This is a genomic window from Paraburkholderia caledonica, from assembly GCF_000383275.1.
GTDB lineage: Bacteria > Pseudomonadota > Gammaproteobacteria > Burkholderiales > Burkholderiaceae > Paraburkholderia > Paraburkholderia caledonica.
The window spans coordinates 1-22,067 of the sequence record NZ_KB911039.1 but is presented as its reverse complement, the minus strand read 5'-3'; the positions used below and the strand labels follow the sequence as shown (position 1 = coordinate 22,067).

General features: G+C 63.1%; 14 protein-coding genes and 1 pseudogene. 11 read left to right on the top strand and 4 right to left on the bottom strand.

Annotated features, from left to right (window positions below; all coding sequences use genetic code 11):
• The first annotated feature begins 27 nt into the window (after window positions 1-27).
• The 6 genes and pseudogenes from H281_RS35435 to H281_RS0118120 all read left to right on the top strand — a co-directional run bounded on the left by H281_RS35435 (window position 28) and on the right by H281_RS0118120 (window position 5,295).
• Window positions 28-713: pseudogene (locus H281_RS35435) on the top strand (MgtC/SapB family protein).
• Between the two features lie 129 nt (window positions 714-842).
• Window positions 843-2,183, top strand: coding sequence for a hypothetical protein (locus tag H281_RS0118145; protein WP_020068570.1), 1,341 nt, complete (start codon window positions 843-845; stop codon window positions 2,181-2,183).
• Window positions 2,184-2,553: 370 nt separating this feature from the next.
• Entirely contained in the window at window positions 2,554-2,712 is a 159-nt protein-coding gene (locus tag H281_RS36890) for a hypothetical protein (RefSeq protein WP_020068569.1), read from the top strand.
• A 439-nt stretch (window positions 2,713-3,151) separates the two neighbouring features.
• Window positions 3,152-3,457, top strand: coding sequence for a hypothetical protein (locus H281_RS0118130; RefSeq protein ID WP_020068568.1), 306 nt, complete (start codon window positions 3,152-3,154; stop codon window positions 3,455-3,457).
• Between the two features lie 149 nt (window positions 3,458-3,606).
• Window positions 3,607-4,530: a 3-hydroxyacyl-CoA dehydrogenase family protein gene (locus H281_RS0118125; protein ID WP_027804725.1), complete on the top strand. Its 924-nt coding sequence runs from the start codon at window positions 3,607-3,609 to the stop codon at window positions 4,528-4,530.
• 153 nt (window positions 4,531-4,683) lie between these two features.
• Window positions 4,684-5,295: a flavin reductase family protein gene (locus tag H281_RS0118120; RefSeq protein ID WP_020068566.1), complete on the top strand. Its 612-nt coding sequence runs from the start codon at window positions 4,684-4,686 to the stop codon at window positions 5,293-5,295.
• A 37-nt stretch (window positions 5,296-5,332) separates the two neighbouring features.
• On the opposite strand, the gene H281_RS0118115 is transcribed toward H281_RS0118120, so the two are convergent.
• Window positions 5,333-6,796 (bottom strand): polyhydroxyalkanoate depolymerase, encoded by a 1,464-nt coding sequence (locus H281_RS0118115; RefSeq protein ID WP_020068565.1) that lies wholly within the window; start codon window positions 6,794-6,796, stop codon window positions 5,333-5,335.
• Window positions 6,797-7,012: 216 nt separating this feature from the next.
• Between H281_RS0118115 and H281_RS0118110 the strand changes: the two genes are divergently transcribed.
• Window positions 7,013-7,666: a glutathione S-transferase family protein gene (locus H281_RS0118110; RefSeq protein ID WP_020068564.1), complete on the top strand. Its 654-nt coding sequence runs from the start codon at window positions 7,013-7,015 to the stop codon at window positions 7,664-7,666.
• 40 nt (window positions 7,667-7,706) lie between these two features.
• On the opposite strand, the gene H281_RS0118105 is transcribed toward H281_RS0118110, so the two are convergent.
• Window positions 7,707-9,680, bottom strand: a complete 1,974-nt coding sequence (locus tag H281_RS0118105) for a methyl-accepting chemotaxis protein (RefSeq protein WP_020068563.1) — start codon at window positions 9,678-9,680, stop codon at window positions 7,707-7,709.
• Between the two features lie 153 nt (window positions 9,681-9,833).
• Entirely contained in the window at window positions 9,834-12,158 is a 2,325-nt protein-coding gene (locus tag H281_RS0118100; RefSeq protein ID WP_123282696.1) for a heavy metal translocating P-type ATPase, read from the bottom strand.
• 328 nt (window positions 12,159-12,486) lie between these two features.
• Between H281_RS0118100 and H281_RS0118095 the strand changes: the two genes are divergently transcribed.
• Complete coding sequence (locus H281_RS0118095; RefSeq protein ID WP_020068561.1) at window positions 12,487-13,908, top strand: DUF1254 domain-containing protein; 1,422 nt, start codon at window positions 12,487-12,489, stop codon at window positions 13,906-13,908.
• A 218-nt stretch (window positions 13,909-14,126) separates the two neighbouring features.
• Window positions 14,127-17,939 carry a DUF748 domain-containing protein gene (locus H281_RS0118090; RefSeq protein ID WP_027804722.1) on the top strand — a complete coding sequence of 1,271 codons (3,813 nt, stop codon included), beginning with the start codon at window positions 14,127-14,129 and terminating at the stop codon, window positions 17,937-17,939.
• A gap of 33 nt (window positions 17,940-17,972) precedes the next feature.
• Here H281_RS0118090 and pdxR read toward each other — a convergent pair whose 3' ends face one another.
• Window positions 17,973-19,520: a MocR-like pyridoxine biosynthesis transcription factor PdxR gene (pdxR, locus tag H281_RS0118085; RefSeq protein WP_020068559.1), complete on the bottom strand. Its 1,548-nt coding sequence runs from the start codon at window positions 19,518-19,520 to the stop codon at window positions 17,973-17,975.
• Between the two features lie 131 nt (window positions 19,521-19,651).
• Between pdxR and H281_RS0118080 the strand changes: the two genes are divergently transcribed.
• Together H281_RS0118080 and H281_RS0118075 are read left to right on the top strand one after the other, a co-directional pair.
• Entirely contained in the window at window positions 19,652-20,758 is a 1,107-nt protein-coding gene (locus tag H281_RS0118080) for an ABC transporter ATP-binding protein (protein ID WP_020068558.1), read from the top strand.
• A 104-nt stretch (window positions 20,759-20,862) separates the two neighbouring features.
• Window positions 20,863-21,912 (top strand): ABC transporter substrate-binding protein, encoded by a 1,050-nt coding sequence (locus H281_RS0118075; protein WP_020068557.1) that lies wholly within the window; start codon window positions 20,863-20,865, stop codon window positions 21,910-21,912.
• The last annotated feature ends 155 nt before the right edge of the window (window positions 21,913-22,067 follow it).

Here is a 22,067-nt window from a genome sequence, read left to right as displayed (position 1 = left end):
AAATAATTTCAAGAAGGAGAGAACGCGATGCTGGGTAACCTCGAACTCGTCTCCCGTTTGGTGTTGGCCGCGGCGCTCGGCAGCGTCATCGGCTTCGAGCGCGAACGTCTTTCGTGGGCGGCCGGATTGCGCACGCATATGCTGGTATGCGTGGGTTCGGCGCTGATCATGATCGTATCGGCGTATAGTTTCGCCGAAGTGCTCACAGGCGAGCATGTCGTGCTGGATCCCTCGCGGATGGCGGCTCAGGTTGTTTCGGGCATTGGCTTTCTCGGCGCCGGTTCGATCCTGCTGCGCGGCGAAATCGTCCGCGGCTGACGACGGCTGCGAGCCTGTGGTCGGTCGCCGCGATCGGGCTGGCGGTCGGCGGCGGGCTCTACACGGCGTCGATCGCGGCGACCATCATCATTCTGATCATCCTCGCGGGCATCAAGCCCCTTGAGCGGCGGTTCATCACGGTCAAGCAGCGACGCCAGGTGACCATGCTCGTCGAGCGCGGCGCCATGACGTTTCACTCGCTGCATGACGAGCTTGGCGCAGCGAGCCCGCGCGTCAAACAGTTCGTCATGCAGCAAAGCGACGAAACACCCGGATGCGACGAGGTCATGATTACGCTGAATCGCGTGTCGAATGTGGAGTACGAGGCGATCTGCACGCGCTTGCGCCAACTGCGCGGTGTCAGGGAGTTCAGGCAGGACGACGCGTCTTCTTGAAACCGGAAAAACGTCGGCGAATGGCTTCGGTGGCGGAGGGCGCCATGCGACAATGCGGTCTCGAAAAATTCCAATGGCATTGACGAGCGGTGCCGGCGCCCGCTCCCCACGACGACCGCTCTTTTCTCTATGGCAGATTCCGCAGTATCCACGCAATCCCGGCCTCGGCGCGACGCTTCCACGAAGAAGCGGCGCGAGGCCACGGTCTCGACCGAAACCGAAAAAAAGCTGGCGCGCGCCGCGCGCTCGGCACAACGCCTTGCACAACTGAGCGACGTCTCGCGCGACGACAGCACGCTCGACCTGTTCCCCGACGATCCGACGCGTGCCACGCTGGAAGCGATGAACATCGACGTTCGCCAAGGCACGCTGCACGGCTTCGAACTGCCCGATGTCGTGCTGGCCGCCGTGGGCGCGCTCGATACGCCGAGCGACAGCACGTCAGCCGACGCAAAAGCGGCGCGCCGTGCGCCTCGAGCAGCCCGGGCCGATGAACCGGCCCGGATAGACGCGCAATTGAGCGGTCTCGAAACCGAGCCCTCGACAGTGACCGGGCCAGACGCCGCGCATCCAGTGCCGGCTGCCGGTTTGAATGACCAGAATGACGCAGTAGTATCGCCGCGCGAGGCTATTCCTCCGCTGTCCCCCGCGATGGCCGCCGCGACGGTGGCGCGCAGTGTCACCGCGCTGCGTCAGGCAGCCGAGCGGGAGGTCGAGACGGTGGGATCCGCGGTGGGCAACCGGTTGGAGGCTGGCGGCAAATCTTCGCAGCGTTCGGCTTCGGGCAGGAAGATGGGAGCGGCGGTTGCAGATCAGGCGGACTTAGCAGAAGGGTCCGCCGCGAGCGCACAGGGTGAAGTCAGTGCATCGGCATCCGCGCGCAACGCGAACGAATCGGCCGAGGTGGACCGCTCAACCCGTGAGACGCCGGCCACTGCTTCACCCGCCGACGTGGGCTCAGCGTTTGCCGCTCCCTGGCAAGAAGCGCAACGAGCGGAAGCCGCTGCGACTGCCGCTGCCGTGCAACGCGCAGCCCCGGAACTCGATCGTGCGCGGGCAACGGCCTTTGCCGACACCGTCGACGCGCTGTACGGCGTGATCTCCGACCAGCGCCGTGCAGCGACGGACCATTCGCGTCGGATGAAATGGATGCTGTCGATCGTGGTCGGCGCGCTGCTCATGACGGTCGCGATCGGCATTACGCAGACCATGCTGCTGATGCGCCTCACCCGCGAAACCACCGCGCAACAGCATCGGATCGAACAGATGTTGCAAAGCCAGCAGACCGCGATGGCCAGCGTGCTCGACACACAAATGGCGATGGCCAATGCAGCCGCCCATGCCGCCCCGCCCACGCTCACACCGGCGCCCGCACCGCAGCAGGCGCTCATGGCTCCGGAATCCGCGAACGGCCAGCGCGCCATGCACGCGCGGCACATCAGAAAGCCGAAAACGGCGAATTCGCACTGACAACCTGCGAACGGCTGCCTGCCGTGCCGGCGAAACGCCGGCCGCGGCGGCAGCTTCCATCCCCTCGCCCCACGCGGTCCGCAGTGAGAGGCGTCCGAGCGCCTCGGGAATCCTCAAGAGCGCGCTAGCCGGGCGCCACGTAGCCATCTCGAAGCCAAGCTCCGCCCGCGTCCATGTCCATCGCCGCCCACTGAAGCCGTCGATAGAAACAGGGATGTTGTAATGCTGCAACGCAATATCACTGTCCAAAGGCCGCGACAGCGCGTCGCATCGAATTAATGTTGCATTGCACTAGCTTTTGCCTAGGGAAAACCCTATAATTCATCTTAAGGGAAAACCCTAGCAACTGCAGTACTAACCGGGAGTCGCCATGAGCTTCATCTTTGCATTGTTCCAAAAGGTCAGCGACCTCTTTGCGTCGCCCCACTTGCCGCTTGACTCGGACTATTCGTACGCAGCGCGTTCGCGGGAAGCTGAGCGTCAGCGCAAGGCGCAAGCCACGCTGTTCGGCATCAAGCTGTCCGACTAATACAGGTCTGAAAGCCGGGCGCGGTCGTCGCGCCGGGTGCGCATGTCAATGCGCGTGCGTCATTCAAGCCACGGTCTGCGAAAGCGCGCCGTGGCTTTGTTTCATCTTGGCATTCGTTCGGGCGTCGATATATCTTTGGCGACGCTGTTTTCGCCCCCGAATATTTCCGGGCCGAAATGAATGTAACGGCGCCTCACGTATCGGCAACCCGCAAGCCGAACGAATGGCCGCGAAAGTCTTATGCGGACGGACGCCGGAACAGAAATAACGGTTCCCCAATCCGTCCCTTTCTTTGAAATGTGCGCTTACAAGTGCTCACGTCTTCATGCGAGTTGCGTCGCTAAAGTTGGTTTCAAGCGCAGGGCGTCCTTGACGGGCCGGAACTTCGAAGCCCGATCTGCAAGGCGCTGGCTCGATTCAACCTTGACGGGAGAGAACTATGAAAGCCTTCAACAAAACATCGCGTTCGATCATTGCAGCTTTGCTCGCGGGCGGCGCCTTGCTGGCAGCCGGCAGCGCGTCGGCACAAGAACGCGTGATCGTGGAACGCGGTCCGGGTCCGGTCGTGTATGGCGAGCCGCACATGATGCCGGTGGGCGTGTCGATCAACATCGGCTGGCATGGCGACCGCTATTACGACGGTCACCGCTATTGGGATCACGACGACTGGATGCGCCACCATCCGCGCGACTATGATCCGCGTCACCACGGTCGTGACGAACATCGTCCGCCCCCGCGCTACTAATTCGCACATGACCGCGCCGCTTTGTGCGGCGTGACCCCGGCAAAGCCGGCTCTTCCTCGCGGAAGGCCGGCTTTGTCGCATTCGGCATTGTCGGATTGCGTACTGCGCTATCCTTTAACGCTTTCGTCGATGTCAGCAAGGGAGCGGTCGTGAGCAAGGCAGCGAATGCAGTAATAGGAGTTGTTGGGACGGGATTGATGGGCGTCGGCATCGCCACGCAAAGTGCATTGCACGGATACCGGACTGTCGTGCACGACGTGGACGCGGCGCGTCTTGCGAGCGTCGCGCCGAAAGCGGAAGCGGTGCTCGACGAATTGATCGACGCCGGCCGCATCGACTCGAACGCGAAAGAGGCTGCGCTCGCTCTGATCGAGACTCACGCGGAACTGGACGTCATGCGGTCGGCGGATTTCGTCATCGAAGCGATCCCCGAGGTGCTCGAGTTGAAGCACCGTCTGTATGAGAAGCTGACTGTGCTTCTCGCCCCAAACGCTATTCTCGCCAGCAATACGAGCGGCTTCCCGCCGGATCAGCTCGTCGCTCCGCTGGTTGCAAAGGAGCGTTTCGTGATCGCGCATTTCTGGAATCCGCCGCACATGATTCCGCTCGTCGAAGTGGTGCCCGGAAGCGCGACCGCGCCCGACGTCACGGCGAAGACTGCAGAATTGATGAGCGCAATCGGCATGGAACCGGTGGTTCTCACAAAAGCGATTCCTGGATTCGTCGGCAACCGCTTGCAGTTCGCGGTGTTGCGCGAGGCGCTCAATATCGTGCGCTCGGGCGCCGCAACGCCGGACGTGGTGGATCGCGTCATGAAAGCGTCGCTGGGCCGCCGGTGGGGAATAGTCGGGCCGCTGGAAGCCGCGGACATGGGCGGGCTGGATACTTTCCTCGACATCTCCACGCATCTGATGCCCGAACTGGCGAAGGACGAAAACGTGCTCGACCTGTTGCGCCAGCAGGTGCAGGCGGGGCGTGTCGGCGTGCGCAGCGGCGCGGGCTTCTATGACTGGGACGACGCACACCTCGCGCAAGTCAAGGCAGGCCGCAAGCGCGTCATTGCTCAAGGGTAGCGAGCGAGGGCTCGGCACTTGCACAAATGCCACGAGAGGGCGGGTGGCTGCCGTGGCGTCGTACGGCAGTCATCGCGGGTTTTCGATCGGCCCACTGTGCCGCCCGTCAGTCTGCGGTATAAATACCCGTCGCCTTTTTCACGCTCTGCTCCCATGTCCCATTACTTTTACGACCCCGCCGCCGGCCACAACCTTGCGCATGACCCGTTCAAAGCCATCGTCGCGCCACGGCTGATTGGCTGGATCTCCTCACGCGACACCGAAGGCACGCTGAACCTCGCGCCTTACAGCTTCTTCGGCGCGTTCGCGAGCTCCCCGCCGATCATCGGTTTTTGCAGCGAGGGCCGCAAAGACAGCGTTGCCAACATCGAAGCGACCGGCGAGTTCGTCTGGAACCTGGCAACGAAACCGCTCGCCGAGCAGATGAACCGTTCGTCAGCGCCCGTTCCGCCGCACGTCGACGAATTCCAACTCGCCGGGCTCACGCCAGCGCCTGGGCGCAACGTGCAGGTGCCGCATGTCGCAGAATCGCCGGCCGCACTCGAATGCAAACTGCTGCAGGTGGTGCGGCTGCATAGTCTCGACGGCAAGCCGATGGACAACTATCTGTCGCTCGGCCAGGTGGTCGGCGTGCACATCAACGAGGCGTATTTGAAGGACGGTCTGTTCGACACGCACGCCGCGCAGCCCATCATGCGCGCCGGTTATCGCGGGGACTACGCCGAGATAGGCAACATGTTTCAGATGTTCCGCCCGACCGCATAAACGGCGCCGCGTCCAGACCGCGCGTGCGAGCGGGCTTTCACCGCGCTGCGGGCGGCCGTCGACGCGATGCCCGCGGCTTCGCGGCCGAAGCGGCAGCGCTGCTTTCCCCCGAATCCTGCGCATTTGGTACAACCACCGCTTTCGCATCCAACTGTTCGACGGAATCCACCGCGGACGCAACTGGCGCCGCGGCCGTGAGTTCGGCGGCAACGGCCGCGGCGGCGGGCACCGGCCGGATCGTACGCGCATGCGAACTCACCAGCACGGCGCGAGGTTCGTTGTCGTAAATCACGGCCCGCACTCGCGGATAAATCTGCCGCTCCCAGCGCTGTCCGTTGAACACGCCGTAATGCCCGACACCGGTCTGCACATGATGTGTCTTCAGGTAAGGCCGCAACTTGTCGCACATGTCCTGTGCGGCGAGCGTTTGCCCGACCGCGCAGATGTCGTCCTTTTCGCCTTCAACGGTAAGCAACGCAGTACGGCGTATTGCTGACGGATCGACCGGCCGGCCCATCACCGTGAGTTCGCCTAACGGCAGCGCGTGCCGTTGAAAAACCGTATCGACGGTTTCCAGATAAAAATCGGCGGTCAGGTCCATCGTCGCGAAGTATTCTTCGTAGAACGAGAAGATCGTGTCGGCTTTCGCCGGATCTCCTTTGGCCCGTTCGTAATGCATGGTTTCGAACGAGTCGAGATGCCGGGTCAGATTCATCGACATGAACGCGCTCAGCTGCACGAATCCCGGATAGACGCGCCGATGCGCGCCTGCAAAGCCGAACGGTACCGCGCTAATCAGGTTTCTCTCGAACCACTCGATCGGTTTGCTTTTCGCCAGTTCGTTGACCCGCGTCGGATTGATGCGCGTGTCGATCGGACCCGCCATCAACGTCATGCTGGCGGGTTGCGCGGGATTGTCGTCAGCGGCCATTAGCGCGACGGCGGCTAACGCCGCAACGGTCGGTTGACAAACGGCGAGCAGATGCGCGCCAGGTCCGATCGTTTCGGTGAAGTCGATCACGTGCTGCACGAATTCGTCGAACCCGAAGCGGCCCTGACTCAGCGGTACGTCGCGCGGGTTATGCCAGTCGGTGATGTAGACGTCGTGCTCGGCGAGCATGGTGCGCACGGTGCCGCGCAGCAGCGTCGCGAAATGGCCCGACATCGGCGCGATCACGAGCACGCGTGGCTGCGGCGCCGGCACCGTCGTCTGCTTGCGAAAGTGCAGCAGTGAGCAGAACGGAGTGTGCGCCGCGACTTCCTCGACGACCGGAACAGGCTTGCCGTCCATCATCACGTTGTCGATTTCGAACGGTGGCCTTACGGGCGTGAGGCCCGCGAGCGTCAGCAGATCGCAAGCCGCGCGAAGCGACCGTCCATGCGAAGTCGCGCCGAACTCGGGCCACGTGTCGAGCGAACGGTTCATCAGCGCCGCGCCGTGACGCATGGGCAGCATCATGTCCGCGAACGCTTGATAGGTTGGATAGGCGAACAGGTTCATGCATCCGCGCGCGAGCGTTGAAATGAAGGAGCCCGAATAGAAGGCAAGTCACATGCCATTGCGTTTGCACGCAACAGCTGCGGCGGCACATTGGCATAGCATTTGCGCGCGTCGTGAAAGCGGTCCGGATTTGCCGCGCTTTGGTGCAACGGCGCACGGCAGCGTGCATGTGTACCGTCGGGCGTCGGTTGAACGCCTCATCAGGAGGGGATACGTATGGCGAATACCACGCTCACCATCAGCAGCAAGAATTATTCGTCGTGGTCGCTACGCGGCTGGCTGCTGACGCGGTTCAGCGGCTTGCCGTTCGAAGAGATCGTGATGCCCATCGACGACCCGGCGGCGCGCGCCGAACTGCTACTTCTGTCTCCGTCGATTCTCGTGCCTTGCCTGTTTCACGACGGCATCAAGATCTGGGACACACTCGCCATCGCCGAATATCTGAACGAAGTCAGGCCTAAAGCAGTATTACTGCCGGAAGACATTCGCGCGCGAGCGCATTGCCGCTCGATTTGCGGCGAGATGCATTCGGGTTTTGCTTCGCTGCGCTCCGCGCTGCCAATGAACCTCAAGGCGCACTTCCCCGACTTCAAGGTCTGGGCGCGCGCGCAGTCGGATATCGACCGGATCGTGACTATCTGGAACGAGTGTCTGGAACAGTACGGCGGTCCGTTCCTGTTCGGCGAGCGCACTGCTGCGGATGCCATGTATGCGCCGGTCGTGACGCGTTTCGTGACATACGACGTGAAGCTCGAACCGCATATCGCGGAATACGGGCAGCGCATCATGGCTCTGCCCGACATGCAGCAATGGATCGCGGACGCGCAGCAGGAAGCCGACGAGATCGACGAACTGGATGTCGAATTCTGACGGCCGACGCTTCTGCAACCCGACCGCGATCCGCGGCGACTCAGTCCCGCCCGCTTTCCAGTTTGAAGACGCTGACCACTTGCGCAAGACGCGCGGCGTGATCCCGTAGTTCGGCAGCCGCGTCTTCCGCTTCGCCGACAATCGTCGCGTTCTGCTGTGTGGCTTCGCCGATCTGCGTGACCGCGAGGTTCACCTGCTCGATTCCGCCCGATTGTTCGCGCGACGCAACGCTGATCTCGCCCATGATCGCGCGGACCTGGCCGACTTGCTGAACGATGCCTTGCATCGTCGTGCTGGCCTGCTCGGCAATCTGGAAGCCGCTTTGCACGGTCGCCGTCGATTCGGCGATCAGACCTTCGATCTCCTTGACCGAAGCCGCGCTGCGCTGAGCGAGCGCGCGTACTTCGGAGGCGACCACCGCAAAGCCTTTGCCGTGCTCGCCCGCGCGGGCGGCTTCGACGGCTGCGTTCAGCGCAAGAATATTGGTCTGGAACGCAATGCCTTCGATCACGCTCGTGATCTCCGCAATCTTTTGCGACGAGCGGCTGATCTCGCCCATCGTCGACACAACGCGTTCCACTGCACGGCCACCTTCGAGCGCCGCGTCCGCAGCGCGCGTGACGAGGTTGTTCGCTTGTGCCGCGTGGTCGGCGTTCTGCTGCACCGTCGATGTGATCTGCTCCATGCTCGCTGCCGTTTCTTCAAGGCTGCTCGCTTGCGTGGCGATGCGCGACGCAATGTTGCCGCTGCCCGTGGCGATCTTCTCGGTGCCGTGCGACATATCGGTGGACGCGCTGCGCACTTGCGAAACAATGCGTGCAAGTCCTTCGCCGATGCCGTCGATCGAGCGCATCAGGCGGCCAATCTCGTCGGCGCGGCTGCTCGCGCTTTTCGCCACGCGTACGCTCAGATCGCCCGAGGCGAAGCGCTCAGATGCCTTCGCGGCTTCATCGAGCGGCCGGCTGACGAGGCGCCGCACCGCAAACAGGAACACGACCGCGAACACGCCAACCAGCACGAAGCCGAGTACCAGGAAGCGATTGCGCGTGGCGGTGATATCGGCCATTACTTCGTCGCGCGGCGCGATGCCGCCTACCAGCCATTGCCACTCCGGCACCGTGATGAACGAAACGAACTTGCTGCGCCCGCCTTTCTCGCCGAGCGTGGCGTCGGCGGAACTGTATTCCAGCCGGCCTTCCTTCATGTCGAGCATCTGCTGATACGGCGCGTTCGCATTGTCCGCGGCCTGGCCGGCGGCGGCCGGATGCACGATCAGCTTGCCCCGATCCGGGCCCTTCGACGCGTTGAGCACGAAGTAATACCCGCTGTCGCCGATCTTCAGGTTGCGAATGCCGTCTTCGACCTGCTGGATTTCCTGATCGACGTTCACGCCGACAAACAGCGCGCCGATCACACGGCCGCTTGCATCGGTAACCGGCCGGTATTGCGTGATCCAGCGCTTGCCGAACAGCGCTGCGAGCCCCGTATAAGGTTTGTTCGCGACGAGAAGCGCGTAAGCCGGCCCTTTGCGGTCGAGCAGCGTGCCGATCGCGCGCGAGCCGTCCTGTTTCTTCAGCGATGTAGTCACGCGCACGAAGTCGTCGCCGGTGCGCGCGAAGATGGTCGCGACTGCGCCGCTGCGTTCGAGAAACTGGTCGGGAATGCTGAAATCCATGTTCAGGACTTTGTCGCCGGCCTTGAACGTGGGCGTGGCCACACCGTTTACGTCGATCTTCTGCGTTTCGTCGAGCGTGTAGGTAGTGGGCAGGAAGCTCGCGAACATCGACGTCGAGCGGTCGACTTCGGTAGACAACGCCTTGTCGAACAACGTGATCATCGCGGCGATCGAGCGGTCCTTTTCGGCGATGCGCTCGAGCACCTGGTCGCTGACCTGCTTGCCGGCGCTGCGCGTGAGCGCCCAAGTGAAGGAGGCGAAAATCAACGCCACCAGCACGCATGACAGAACGGCGAGCCGGGCGCCGACGCTGGCGCGGCGCAAAGAGAGAAATTCCATGGGCGTATGCGGAGTAAAGAGGGACAAACGAGGCACGGCTAGTGCGGAGGCACTCTCCGGCAACGTGTCTGGTTTACGGCCGCAATCGACGCTTTCTTTAGGAAAGTGGAAGCCTTCTGTAATAGTGAGGCGCTCGTGGCGAGCGCCTTGGCGTCAAACCTTCGCCCGCCACGTGCGCAACAACAGCGCATTCGTGACGACGCTGACACTGGAGAACGCCATTGCCGCGCCGGCCAGCATCGGGTTCAACAAGCCGAAAGCGGCGAGCGGAATGCCGATCAGGTTGTACACGAACGCCCAGAACAGGTTCTGCTGGATCTTGCGCCAGGTTTTGCAAGAAATATCGATCGCGTCGGCGACGAGCGCCGGGTCGCCACGCATCAATGTGATGCCTGCTGCATGCATGGCGACGTCGGTGCCGGTCGCCATGGCGATGCCGATGTCGGCGGCGGCCAGTGCGGGCGCGTCGTTGATGCCGTCGCCGGCCATCGCGACGATGCCCGCGCTGCGCATTTTCAGGTCGCGGATCACGCGGGCCTTGTCGTCCGGCAGCACTTCCGCATGAAATTCGTCGATGCCGAGCGCTTTTGCAACGCTCGCCGCACTGCCCCGGTTGTCGCCGGTGACGAGCACGCTTTTGACGCCCATTGCCCGGAGCCTGTCGATTGCGGCGCGCGCCGTCGGCTTTACCGTGTCGCCGAATGCGATGAGCGCGAGCGCGACGCCCGATTGTGAATCGCGCTGCATGAGCCAGGACACGGTATTGCCCGCGGCTTCGAGTTCGCGGGCGCGCGCCTCGGCTTCCGGCGACAGGCCGATGCCAAGTTCGCGAAGCCAGCGCGCGCTGCCGAGCGCTAGCGCGCGGCCTTCGACGTCCGCTTCGACGCCGCGACCGGCAACGGCCCGTGCGGCGCTCGCAGTAAGCACTCGCGCACCGGGCGCCGCCGCTTCATGTGCCTTGACGACGGCTCGCGCCAACGGATGATCGCTTTGACGCTGCACAGCGGCGGCGAGCGCCAGTGCTTCATCGCGGCCGATGTTGCCGACCGGTTCGAACGCTGTCACCGACGGTTGGCCGATCGTCAGCGTGCCGGTTTTGTCGAACGCAACAACATTTACTCGATGCGCGGTTTCCAGCGCCTCGGCGTCTTTAATGAGCACGCCGTGGCGCGCCGCGACGCCGGTTCCGGCCATGATCGCCGCGGGCGTCGCGAGTCCGAGCGCACAGGGGCAGGCGATCACCAGCACGGCGACCGCGTTCAGGATCGCCGTTTCGCCGCCGGCGCCGGCCAACAGCCAGCCGATCAGCGTGAGCGCGGCAATGGCCAGGATCGCCGGCACGAAAATCTCGCTGACGCGGTCGACGAGCCGCTGGATCGGCGCCTTCTCCGCCTGCGCACTCTCGACGAGGCGAATGATCCGCGCGAGCGTCGTTTCGGCGCCGATCGCGGTGGTCGTGACGGCAATGGCGCCTTCGCCGTTGATGGAGCCGGCGGTCACCGCGTCGCCCGTCTGTTTGGCCACCGGCATGCTCTCGCCGGTAATCAGCGATTCGTCAATGTGGGTGCGGCCTTCCAGCACCGCGCCATCCACCGGGACCCGTTCGCCCGGCCGCACGATCACGACGGTACCCACCTTGACTTGCGCGAGTGGCACTTCGCGCTCGTCCGCGCCGACGCGAATGCGGGCCCGGTCGGGACGCAGCGCCTGCAGCGCGCGGATTGCGTCGGTGGTTTGGCGCTTGGCGCGCGCTTCGAGCCATTTGCCGAAGCGCACCAGCGTGATGACGACGGCCGACGCTTCGAAGTAAAGATGCATCGCGTCTTCCGGATGAGTGGCTAATTGATACACGCTGATGCCATAGGCCGCCGACGTGCCGAGCGCCACCAGCAGGTCCATGTTGCCGGCGCCGGCGCGCACGGCGCGGTAAGCCGCGCGATAGAAGCGCGCGCCGAACACGAACTGCACGATCGACGCGAGGCCGAATTGCAGCCACGGCGGGAGCATCGCGTGCACGCCGAACCATTCGCCCAGCATCGGCACGATGAGCGGCAACGTCAGCAACGCGCAGACGAGCACGGCTACCAGTTCGCGACGCGTCTGGCTGCGTTTGCGCTCGGCGGCGGTAGGGACGGCGGCGCCAGCGGTCGTTTCGGGAGCGCTCGCAACGTCGGCATCGGCCAGTTCCGGCGCTGCATCCGGCGCTGCGTCCGGCGGTGCGAGCAGCGCGGCTTCATAGCCGGCTTTCTTGACGGCGGCGATCAGCGCGTCCGACGCGGCTGCTGCGGCTGCAGTCAGATTGACGCTCGCGGTCTCGGTGGCCAGATTCACGGATGCGGAGGCGACGCCCGGCACCTTCGCCAGCGCCTTCTCGACGCGCATCGCGCAAGAGGCGCAGGTCATCCCGCCGATTTCGAGTTCGGCGGTACGAGTCGGGGTGGCGTCGGCGTCGTGTGGAGCAGTGGCAAGTTCGGTCATGGTGGGCAGGCTGGCGACGGCATTGAGCGGCATGATGAAGCCTAGTATCGACCTTCCCATGATGGGAAGGTCAAGCTCATGCCTGAAACGCGACTTCGAGACGTTCCGGAACAGGGGCGAGCCGTCGTTACCGGAAATCGCGCCGCACTTCGGAAACAAAATGCTATTCACGCCTTTGCGCTTGCCTGAGAAGCGCGGATACGATACAACGCGATGTTGTCGGCGATGCGACGCGGACTGGCTGCGCTGGGTTTTGGGAGACCGCGCGAGCACCGTTGCGCTCGCGCCGGCGTCTCCCTTTGGACAGCATGTTCCGCCCACTGAACGAATGATAAAAAATCGCCGAGCACTGTTTTCGAATTACTGGACCTGCGCATCCGTCGCAGGCCTCGCATTCCTCACCGGTTGCGCGTCGACGCCTTCCACGACGCAAAAATCCACTGGCTGGATCAAGGACGAAGTCGCCGACTCATACGTGTTCGGCTATCCGTTGGTATTGATGGGCGTCGCACGCGACGCGGCAGTCGGCACCGACCCCGGCCGGGCGCCGCTCAATACGCTGCGCCATGCGCAGGCGCTGCCGCCCATCGGCGCGGCCAATCCGATGCAGCCGAGCCTCGATACGCTGGATTCGACCGGCTGGCTGGATGTCGGCGCGGAACCCGTGATCATTGCGCTGCCTGATTCGCATGGCCGCTACGTCGACGCTCGTGTGCTCGACATGTGGACCAACGTGGTCTGGTCGACGAGCGATCAGTTCGCCACCCGCGCGGCTGGCATCAAGGCTCAAGCCATCGCCTTCGTCGGACCGGGTTGGCAGGGCGATCTGCCGAAAAACGTGAAGCGCGTCGATGTGCCGACCCGCAACGCATGGGTGAGCGTGCGCATCCAGTCGAACGGCACGCGTGATCTGACCGCGGTTCGCAAGCTGCAACGGGCGATCCGCGTCGCGCCGCTTTCCGTCTATGCGGGCGACGCGCGTTCGGCGTCGATTACGCCGCCGCGTAGCAGTGCCGATGCGGCCGCGTCCGCGAATGCATCGGGCACGCCTGCCGCGCAAGTCGCCGCGCTCGACGCGAACGGCTTCTTCAGCCGGCTCGCGCAGGCGCTGGCCGACAACCCGCCGGAGCCTGCCGATCCGCATGCGCTGAAAATCCTCTCCGACCTTGGTGTGACGCCGGACCAGCCCGTCAAGCTGCCTGGCGCATCGGAGGCAATTGCAGCCGGGCTCGCCGATGGTCACGAACGCGTGGTCACGCCGCCGTCGAACTTGCTGACCGGCAATGGCTGGAGCTGGTTCGGCGATGGCGTGGGCAACTACGGCCCCGACTACGCACTGCGCGCATACGCCGCCTACGCGCAGCCCGGCATCGGCACCAAAGACGACGAAGTGCGAGCGGTCGTCACTCAGGACAGCGACGGTCACGCACTCAACGGCGCGAATCGCTACGTCATTCACTTTGAGCCGAATCAGTTGCCGCCGGTGCGCGGCTTCTGGTCGATCACCGCTTACACGAAAGACGGCGCCCTCGGCGAAAGTGCGCCGGCGCGTATTGCGGTGGGCGATCGCAACGGCGCGCGCCGCAATCGCGACGGATCGCTCGACGTGACCGTGTCGTCCACACGCGGCAAGGGCGGCAACTGGCTGCCGGCGCCGCGCGCGGATCTGCAACTGGTGCTGCGTTTGTACGCGCCGAAGCCTCAAGCCACCGACGGCACCTGGCAACCGCCGGCCGTCGTGCGTCAGTAATTCGCACGAGTCTGCTGCACGCTGGTCCGGGAGATTCGAAGGCCGATCAGCGCGTCCGTCACGGCAGCATATGAGTGACGGACGCGCGGCTCTATCGCGCGAGCAATTGTGTAAGCTCAGCTTACATTTATATCCCACGAAAGATTCACGACTTATACTGCCGCTTGCGGGATTTTCGTTTAGCGGCGGGCTTGCCGCCGCATTACCCAAAACCGAGCATGGCAAGCATCAATAAAGCATCATTCGCCTCTTCCATGCGGACCATGCGCGACGTCGCGCAATCGCGGCGCACACGGCGCGTCATTACAGGTCTGCTGATCTTCATCGTATTGTTCGGTCTGCTGGGCTTTTTCGCGGCGCCGCCGCTGATTCGCCACATCGCCGAACAGCAACTCAGCAAGCAGCTCGACCGGCCCGCAACTATCGGCCGCATTGCGCTTAATCCCTACACGCTCAAACTGGAAGCCGACCGCGTACATATCGGCGAACGCGGCGGTGCCGGCAATTTCGTGGATATCGAGCGGCTCATCGTGCAGCCGTCGTGGAGTTCGCTGTTTCGCGCAGCGCCGATTATTGACGAAGTTCAGCTCGACTCGCCGCGCTTCCATGTGGTTCGCTACGACGCGCAGCGCTTTAATTTCACCGATCTGATCGAAAAATTTTCGAAGCAGCCGAGCACGCCAGATACCAAGCCGACGCTCTTTTCTGTATCGAACATTCGTCTCGAGAACGGCCAGATCACATTCGACGACAAACTGCTCGGCGCCACTCACGTAATCGATCAATGGAAGCTCGGCATTCCGTTTATCGCCACGTTGCCTTCCAAAACCGATATTTTTGTCGAGCCGTTGCTGCGCGCGCGGATCGACGGCAGTCCGCTTGCCATCGACGGCAAGACGAAGCCGTTCTCTGCGTCGCGTGAGTCGGAGGTGTCGTTGCGCTTCGACGGGCTAGACGTGCCGCGCCTGATCTCGTACGTGCCGACAAAGCTGCCTGTGATCGTGCAGTCGGGCAAGCTGTCTACCGATCTGAAACTGAACTTCGTCATGTCGAACGACGCGCCGACGCTGCGCGTTGCCGGCACCGTCGATCTGAACGACGTGAATGTGCAGGACCCGAGCAAGGTGCCGTTTTTTGCTGCGCGCGCCGTGCATGTCGCCGCGCGCACGCTCGAACCGCTGAAAAGCCTCTACCAGTTCGACGACATTCGTATCGACGCGCCAAGCGCGAATCTCGCGCGTGACAGAAGCGGCGTGCTGAGCGTGGAGCGGATGTTCGCACCCGCGCCGGCCGCTGCAAAAGCGGTAGCTGAGTCGGCGAGCGCGCCGGCGGCGGCATCGAGCGCAAGCGATGCGAACAGTGCCGCAAAGACCGACGCCACGAAAGACGCCACGAAGCCTGCACCGCCGCTCGATCTCTCGATCAAACGTTTTGTGCTCAATGACGGTACGGTGAACGTGCGAGACGAAGCCGCGTCGCGCCCCGTCGACGTCGGTCTGGAAAAGCTCGCTGTCACGCTGACCGATTTTTCCACGCTGGCCACCGCGCCCGCGCATTACACGCTGAATACCGACTTGAAGCGCAGCGGCGGGTCTCTCGGCGTGGCGGGTGCATTGAGCCTCGCCGCTAAGACCGCGAGCGCGAAGCTCGACGTCAAGTCACTGAATTTGCCGCTGCTGCAACCGTATCTCGACGCCGCGACCACAGCGCAGGTGACGGACGGCGCGCTTTCCACGACGGCGAATATCGGCGCGAACTGGTCAAAGTCGCCGGCTGCCGTGATGATCGCGGATACGCAACTCGACATGCGTTCGTTGAAAGTGGCGGCGCGCGGCGGTAGAGAGCCGCTCATCGCGCTCGCCCAAGGCAGCGTGAAGGTCAAGCAGGTGGACCTGAATGCCCGCACGGCCGACGTCACGAGTGTCGACACAACAGGCCTCGCAGTCGACGTGCAACGCCTTAAAGACGGCAGCATCAACCTTGCGTCGCTCGGGGCGGCTCATGAAGCCGAGCCGACGCGCACGGCGATTCATGCGGCGAAGAAAGCACAAGCCGAAGGACCGGCGTGGCGCTACAAGATCGGCGAACTGAATGTCAAGGACGCCACAGCCAATTTCACCGACAACACCACGCCGCAGCCGGTGAAACTTGGCATCACGCCGCTGCAGTTGAAAGTGCAGCAGATCAGCAACGACCTCGGCCGCCCGCTGCCGGTCGAACTGCAAGCCACGCTGAATGGGAAAGGCACGCTCGACATCAAGGGCGACGTTACCGCAACGCCGCCGAAGGTCGCCGTCAAGGTGAACGCGAACCGGCTCGACGCCGCGGCTTTCGAACCGTATTTCGGCAGCAGGTTGAACGCTGCAATCGCGAGCGCGCTGCTCAATGCCAGCGGCGATCTTGCGTTGAGCCAGGCGAAGTCGTTGAAGGCGAGTTATCGCGGCGACGTTGCGCTTGTCGACGTTCGGATGCTCGACAAGGCAACCTCGGACCCGTTCGCGGGATGGCGGTCGCTCGCGCTGTCGAAGCTGAAAGCGGATTACGACGAGCACGGCACGTCGGTGGACGCGGAACGCGTCACCTTCACAAGGTTCTATGGCCGCGTGCTGCTCGACGCACAAGGCAAGCTGAATCTCACCGACGTGGTCGCGCACGAAAGCGGCGCGGCGCAGTCGCTCACGCGCGACAAGAACAACAAGGGCGGTGCCGAACCGGTGCCGTTGACGCCGCCCACGGCGTCGGCTGTCGTCAACTCGTCGGCGCCGGTGGTGGCCTCCGCGTCTGCGCCGGCTTCGTCCGCCGCGCCCGCGACAGTGACGGCTGCGACACCTCCGCAAAATCCGGTCAGGCTGCATTTCGGCCAACTCGTCTTGCAGCAAGGCCGTGTAACGTACACCGATAACTTCATCAAGCCGAACTACACCGCGAACCTGGTCGGCATTCAAGGCACAGTAGGCGCGTTCGGTACACAGTCAACCACGTCTGCGCCTGTCGAGATCGCGGCGAAGCTGGCGGCCAACGGTCCGCTGTCCATTCGCGGCACGGTCAATCCGCTGATTGCGAAGCCGGCGCTCGATCTGACCGCAAGCGCGCACGACATCGAACTGACTAATCTCACGCCGTATTCCGCGAAATATGCCGGATATCCGATCACCAAGGGCAAGTTGAACGTCGATTTGCATTACAAGCTCGAGAACGATCAGCTGAACGCGGACAACCATTTGTTCATTGATCAGCTGACGTTCGGCGATCACGTCGAAAACGACACGGCGACCAAACTGCCGGTGCGGCTCGCCATTTCGCTGCTGAAGAATTCGCGCGGCGAAATCGATGTGAATCTACCCGTGTCAGGCTCGTTGTCGAATCCCGAGTTCAGCATTGGCGGGCTGATCTGGCATGCGGTGCTCAATCTGCTGCAAAAGGCGGTCACCGCGCCGTTCTCACTGATTGCCCATGCGTTCGGCGGAAGTGGCGAAGAGTTGGGCTATGTGGAATTCGAACCGGGCTCGGCGCAACTCACGGAAGACGACAACAAGAAGCTCGACACGATTGTGAAGGCGCTCGGCTCCAAACCGTCGATCAAAATGGACCTGATTGGCCGCGTGGATCCGAAACTCGACGAGCCCGCATTGCGCGCGCGCTATGTGGATCGCCTCGTCAAACAGCAGAAAATCAAGGACGTAGTGGGCAACGGCCAGAGCGTGGACTTGTCGGGCGTCACTGTCGATCCGAAGGAATACGACAAGTACCTGACCAAGGCTTATAAATCCGCGGACTTCAAGAAGCCGCGCAATTTCGTCGGCCTGACGAAGAGCATGCCCGACGACGACATGAAGAGCGCGCTCGCGGCCAACGCGCCGATCGACGAGGCCAGTTTGCGGCAGCTCGCGCAACAGCGGGCGCAGAGCGTGCAGCAGTATCTGGACGGCAAGATCGACAGCAGCCGCGTGTTTATCGTCGCGCCGAAGCTGGACGCAGACGGCATCAACGACAAAGGTGCGACGACGCGAGTCGACTTTGGGCTGAAGTAAGCGACGCCTTCGCGCGCTCCTCCTGCATCGCCCTCAGGCCGCGCGCGTCGGCTTCTTCAGCGCCGTCTGCTCGATCACGCGCGCGAGCGTGTCGAACGCAGGTCCGATCTTTTCGTTCGGCACGCACGCGTAGCCGAGCAGCAGTCCGCGCATGGCGGGCGGATCGCTGCTGTAGTAGCTCGCGAGCGGCCGCACGATCACGCCGGCGTCGAACGCTGCCGCCGTAACCGCGCGATCGTCGGCATGATCGGGCAGTCCGAGCACGAGATGCAAACCGGCCTCGTCGCCCATAACGGGCAGTTCGGTGCCGAACCGCGCCGTTATCGCATCGATCAGAATCTGCCGGCGCTCACCATATAACGCTCGCATTCGCCGGACATGCGAGGTGAGATGACCGTCCATGATGAAGTCTGTCATTACCGCCTGCTGCATCAACTGACCTTCGCGATAAAGCTCGGCGATGCCCATGCGGAATGTGTCGACGAGATGCTCCGGCGCGATCATGTAGCCCATGCGCAAGCCGGGAAACAGCATCTTGCCGAGACTGCCGACGTAGATCACCTGACCTGCGTCGTCGAGACCCTGCAGCGACGCTAGGGGCCTGCTGCCGTAGCGAAACTCGCTGTCGTAGTCGTCTTCGATGATCCACACGTTGTGCTGGCGCGCGTATTCGAGCAGCGTGCGGCGGCGCGCGAGGCTCATCACCATTCCAAGCGGATATTGATGCGACGGCGTGACCAGCGCGAGACGCGGCGGCTGCTGCAAATCCTGCTCGCGCGGATTGAGGCCTTCTTCGTCGACCGGCACCGGAACGAGTGTGATTCCCGACGACTGCAGCACGCTGCGCGCGCCCCAATAGCACGGCTCCTCGACCCACGCGCGGTCGCCGACGTCGGTCAGCAATCGAACCGCGAGATCGATGGATTGGTGAATACCCGTAGTGATGATGATCTGGTCCGGCGTGCAATTCACCGAACGCGCGACCCGCAAATAGTCGGACAACGCGCGGCGCAGCGGCCGGTAGCCGCCGCCCGGCGCATAGGTCAGCAGATCGGGATTGGCTTCTTTCCACAAGCGCGCTTGCAGGCGGCTCCAGGTTCGAGCCGGAAATTCGGCGACATCGGGCACGCCGGGCATGAACGCGCCCCACTGTTTTGCAGACACGCCCGCCTGACCGATCAGGCGCCGGCCGCGATTGGACAGATCGTTCAGATCGCGCTTCGCCGTCTTGCCCGGAACCGCGACCGGCTTGCCTTCCGAGTCCACCGCCGTGACCGCTGGCTTGCGCCGCGCGTTGACGGCGGCTGTGTCCGGCTGCGTGTCCGCGACATACGTCCCGCTGCCCGTGGTCGAGATCACATAGCCTTCGGCGGTCAGCTGGTCGTACACGTGCAGCACCGTATTGCGCGCGATACCGAGGTCTTCGGCAAGCGTGCGCGAGCTTGGCAGCTTGGTGCCCGGCGGCAACTGGCCGGCGAGGATCGCCTGCTGCATCAACCGCAAAGTCTGCCGGTAGATCGGCTCGGCGGCCGCGCGATCAAGCCTGGCGGCGAGCCAATCCGACAAGATGATCGTATCCAAGTGGTTCTATCCGGAATAATGAAATGGTTCCATATTGTAGAACCGTAACGGTCTATAGTGGGCCACGCAATCGATGCAAGCCCGCTGCTTATTGAAGGCAGCCGGCCGGACAGGCAGAGGAGACTACGGCGATGAAAACGGATGAAGTGATCGTCAGCTTTCGAGGCGTGCGCAAGACGTACGACGGCGAAACGCTGGTCGTCAAACAACTGGATCTGGACATCTATCAGGGCGAATTCCTGACGCTGCTTGGGCCGTCGGGTTCCGGCAAAACAACCTGCCTGATGATGCTCGCGGGTTTCGAATTTCCCACCGGCGGCGAGATCTGGCTCGACGGCACGTTGCTCAATACCGTGCCGCCCCACAAGCGCAACATCGGCATGGTGTTTCAGAACTATGCGTTGTTTCCGCATCTGACAGTCGAGCAGAACGTTGCGTATCCGCTGACGGTGCGCAAGCTATCGGCTGACGAGCGTGCTCATCGCACCAATAACGCGCTGAAGATGGTGCGCATGGAAAGCTTCGCGAAGCGATATCCGGCGCAGCTTTCTGGCGGGCAGCAGCAGCGCATCGCGCTCGCGCGGGCGCTCGTGTTCGAGCCCAAGCTCGTGCTGATGGATGAACCGCTCGGCGCGCTCGACAAGCAGCTGCGCGAGCACATGCAATACGAACTGAAGTCGCTGCACGAGAAGCTCGGCGTGACGTTCGTGTATGTCACCCACGATCAGGGCGAGGCGCTGACCATGTCCGATCGCGTCGCCGTGTTCGACAAAGGCATCGTGCAGCAACTCGACACCGTGGACCGTCTGTACGAATCGCCGTGCAACGAGTTCGTCGCGAACTTCATCGGCGACAGCAACAAGCTGCGCGGCACGATCGCAAACGTGGACGGAGAGTATTGCGAGTTTCACCTCGTCGACGGTACGCGGCTGACTGGCCGCAACATCGGCGGCGCGCGAGCGGGCACGCCGGCAGTCGCGTGCATCCGTCCTGAACGCATGAAGCTCGCGAGTCACGGCAACGGCGCGGCACGGGCGGGCGCCAATGCGCTCAGCGGCGAAGCGCGTGGACTCATCTATTTTGGCGACCACGTGCGCATGCGTTGCGGCTTGCCGCAACAGGACGAGTGCTTCGTCAAGGTGCCGCTCGGCACCGATGCACTCAATACGTTCGCACCTGGCTCGCCCGTCGCGCTCGAGTTTGCGCCCGAGCATCTGCGGGTATTCGCGGGGGCGTGATTGCGTGAAACGCGCGCATGATTGCATGAGAAGAGCGGTCAGCAGCACATAAAAAAGTCGCATGAATGATGCTTGAAACCACCACCAAAGGAGAGCAACACACCATGAACAAGATCGGGAAATCGCGCTGCGCCGTCGCTGTCGGTGCTGTGGCGCTCGCGCTCGGCGCGGCGCAGGTCAATGCGGCCGAACTGACGGTCGTGAATTTCGGCGGCGCGAACGGGGACGCACAAAAGGCGGCCTTCAACCAGCCGTTCGAATCGCAGAGCGGCAGCAAGGTGACCGCTGTCGAATACAACGGTGAGCAGGCCAAGGTCAAGGCGATGGTCGAGGCCAAGCACGTGAACTGGGACGTGGTGGAGGTCGAATCGGGCGACATCGGCCGAGGTTGTGACGAAGGTTTGTACGAGAAGCTCGACTGGTCGAAGATCGGCAAGAAATCGGATCTGATTCCGGAGGCGCCGCAAACTTGTGGCGTCGGCTTTTTCGTGTGGTCGACGGCGCTCGCGTATAACGCCGACAAGCTGAAGACTGCGCCGTCAGGCTGGGCCGACTTCTGGGACGTGAAGAAGATCCCCGGCAAGCGCGCGATGCGCAAGGGCGCGCGTTACAACCTCGAATTTGCGTTGATGGCCGACGGTGTTGCACCGAAAGACGTGTACAAGGTGCTGGCGACCAAGGAAGGTCAGGACCGCGCATTCAAGAAGCTCGACGAGTTGAAGCCGAACATCCAGTGGTGGGAAGCGGGCGCGCAGCCGCCGCAATTCCTCGTGGCCGGAGACGTGGTGATGTCGACGGCGTACAACGGCCGGATCGATGCCGCGCAGAAAGAAGGCAAGAACCTGAAGGTCGTGTGGAATGGCAGCATTTATGACCTCGACTATTGGGGGATTCCGAAGGGCTCGCCGAACAAGGCGCTCGCCGAGAAGTACATCGCCTTTACGATTTCGTCGAAGCCGCAGCAGGACTACGCGCACCACATCGCCTATGGTCCGGTGAACGTGGCGGCGATCAAGGCGCTCGACGCGAAGACGCTTGCGAACCTGCCGAACTCGCCGGCCAACGGCAAGAACGCTGTTCTGCAGAATTTGTCGTTCTGGACGGATCATGGCGACGAACTGGAGCAGCGTTTTTCGTCGTGGGCTTCGAAGTAGGAAGCGGGTCATGTGAAGAAGCGCGCGCAAGGGCGGGTTCGGCGCGCGTGGGTTTCGAGGCATGGGACGGCAGTAAGTGCTAAAGCGCTAACTGCCGTCGACAGCTTTGCATGGGACGGCAGTAAGCGCTAAAGCGCTAACTGCCGTCGACAGCT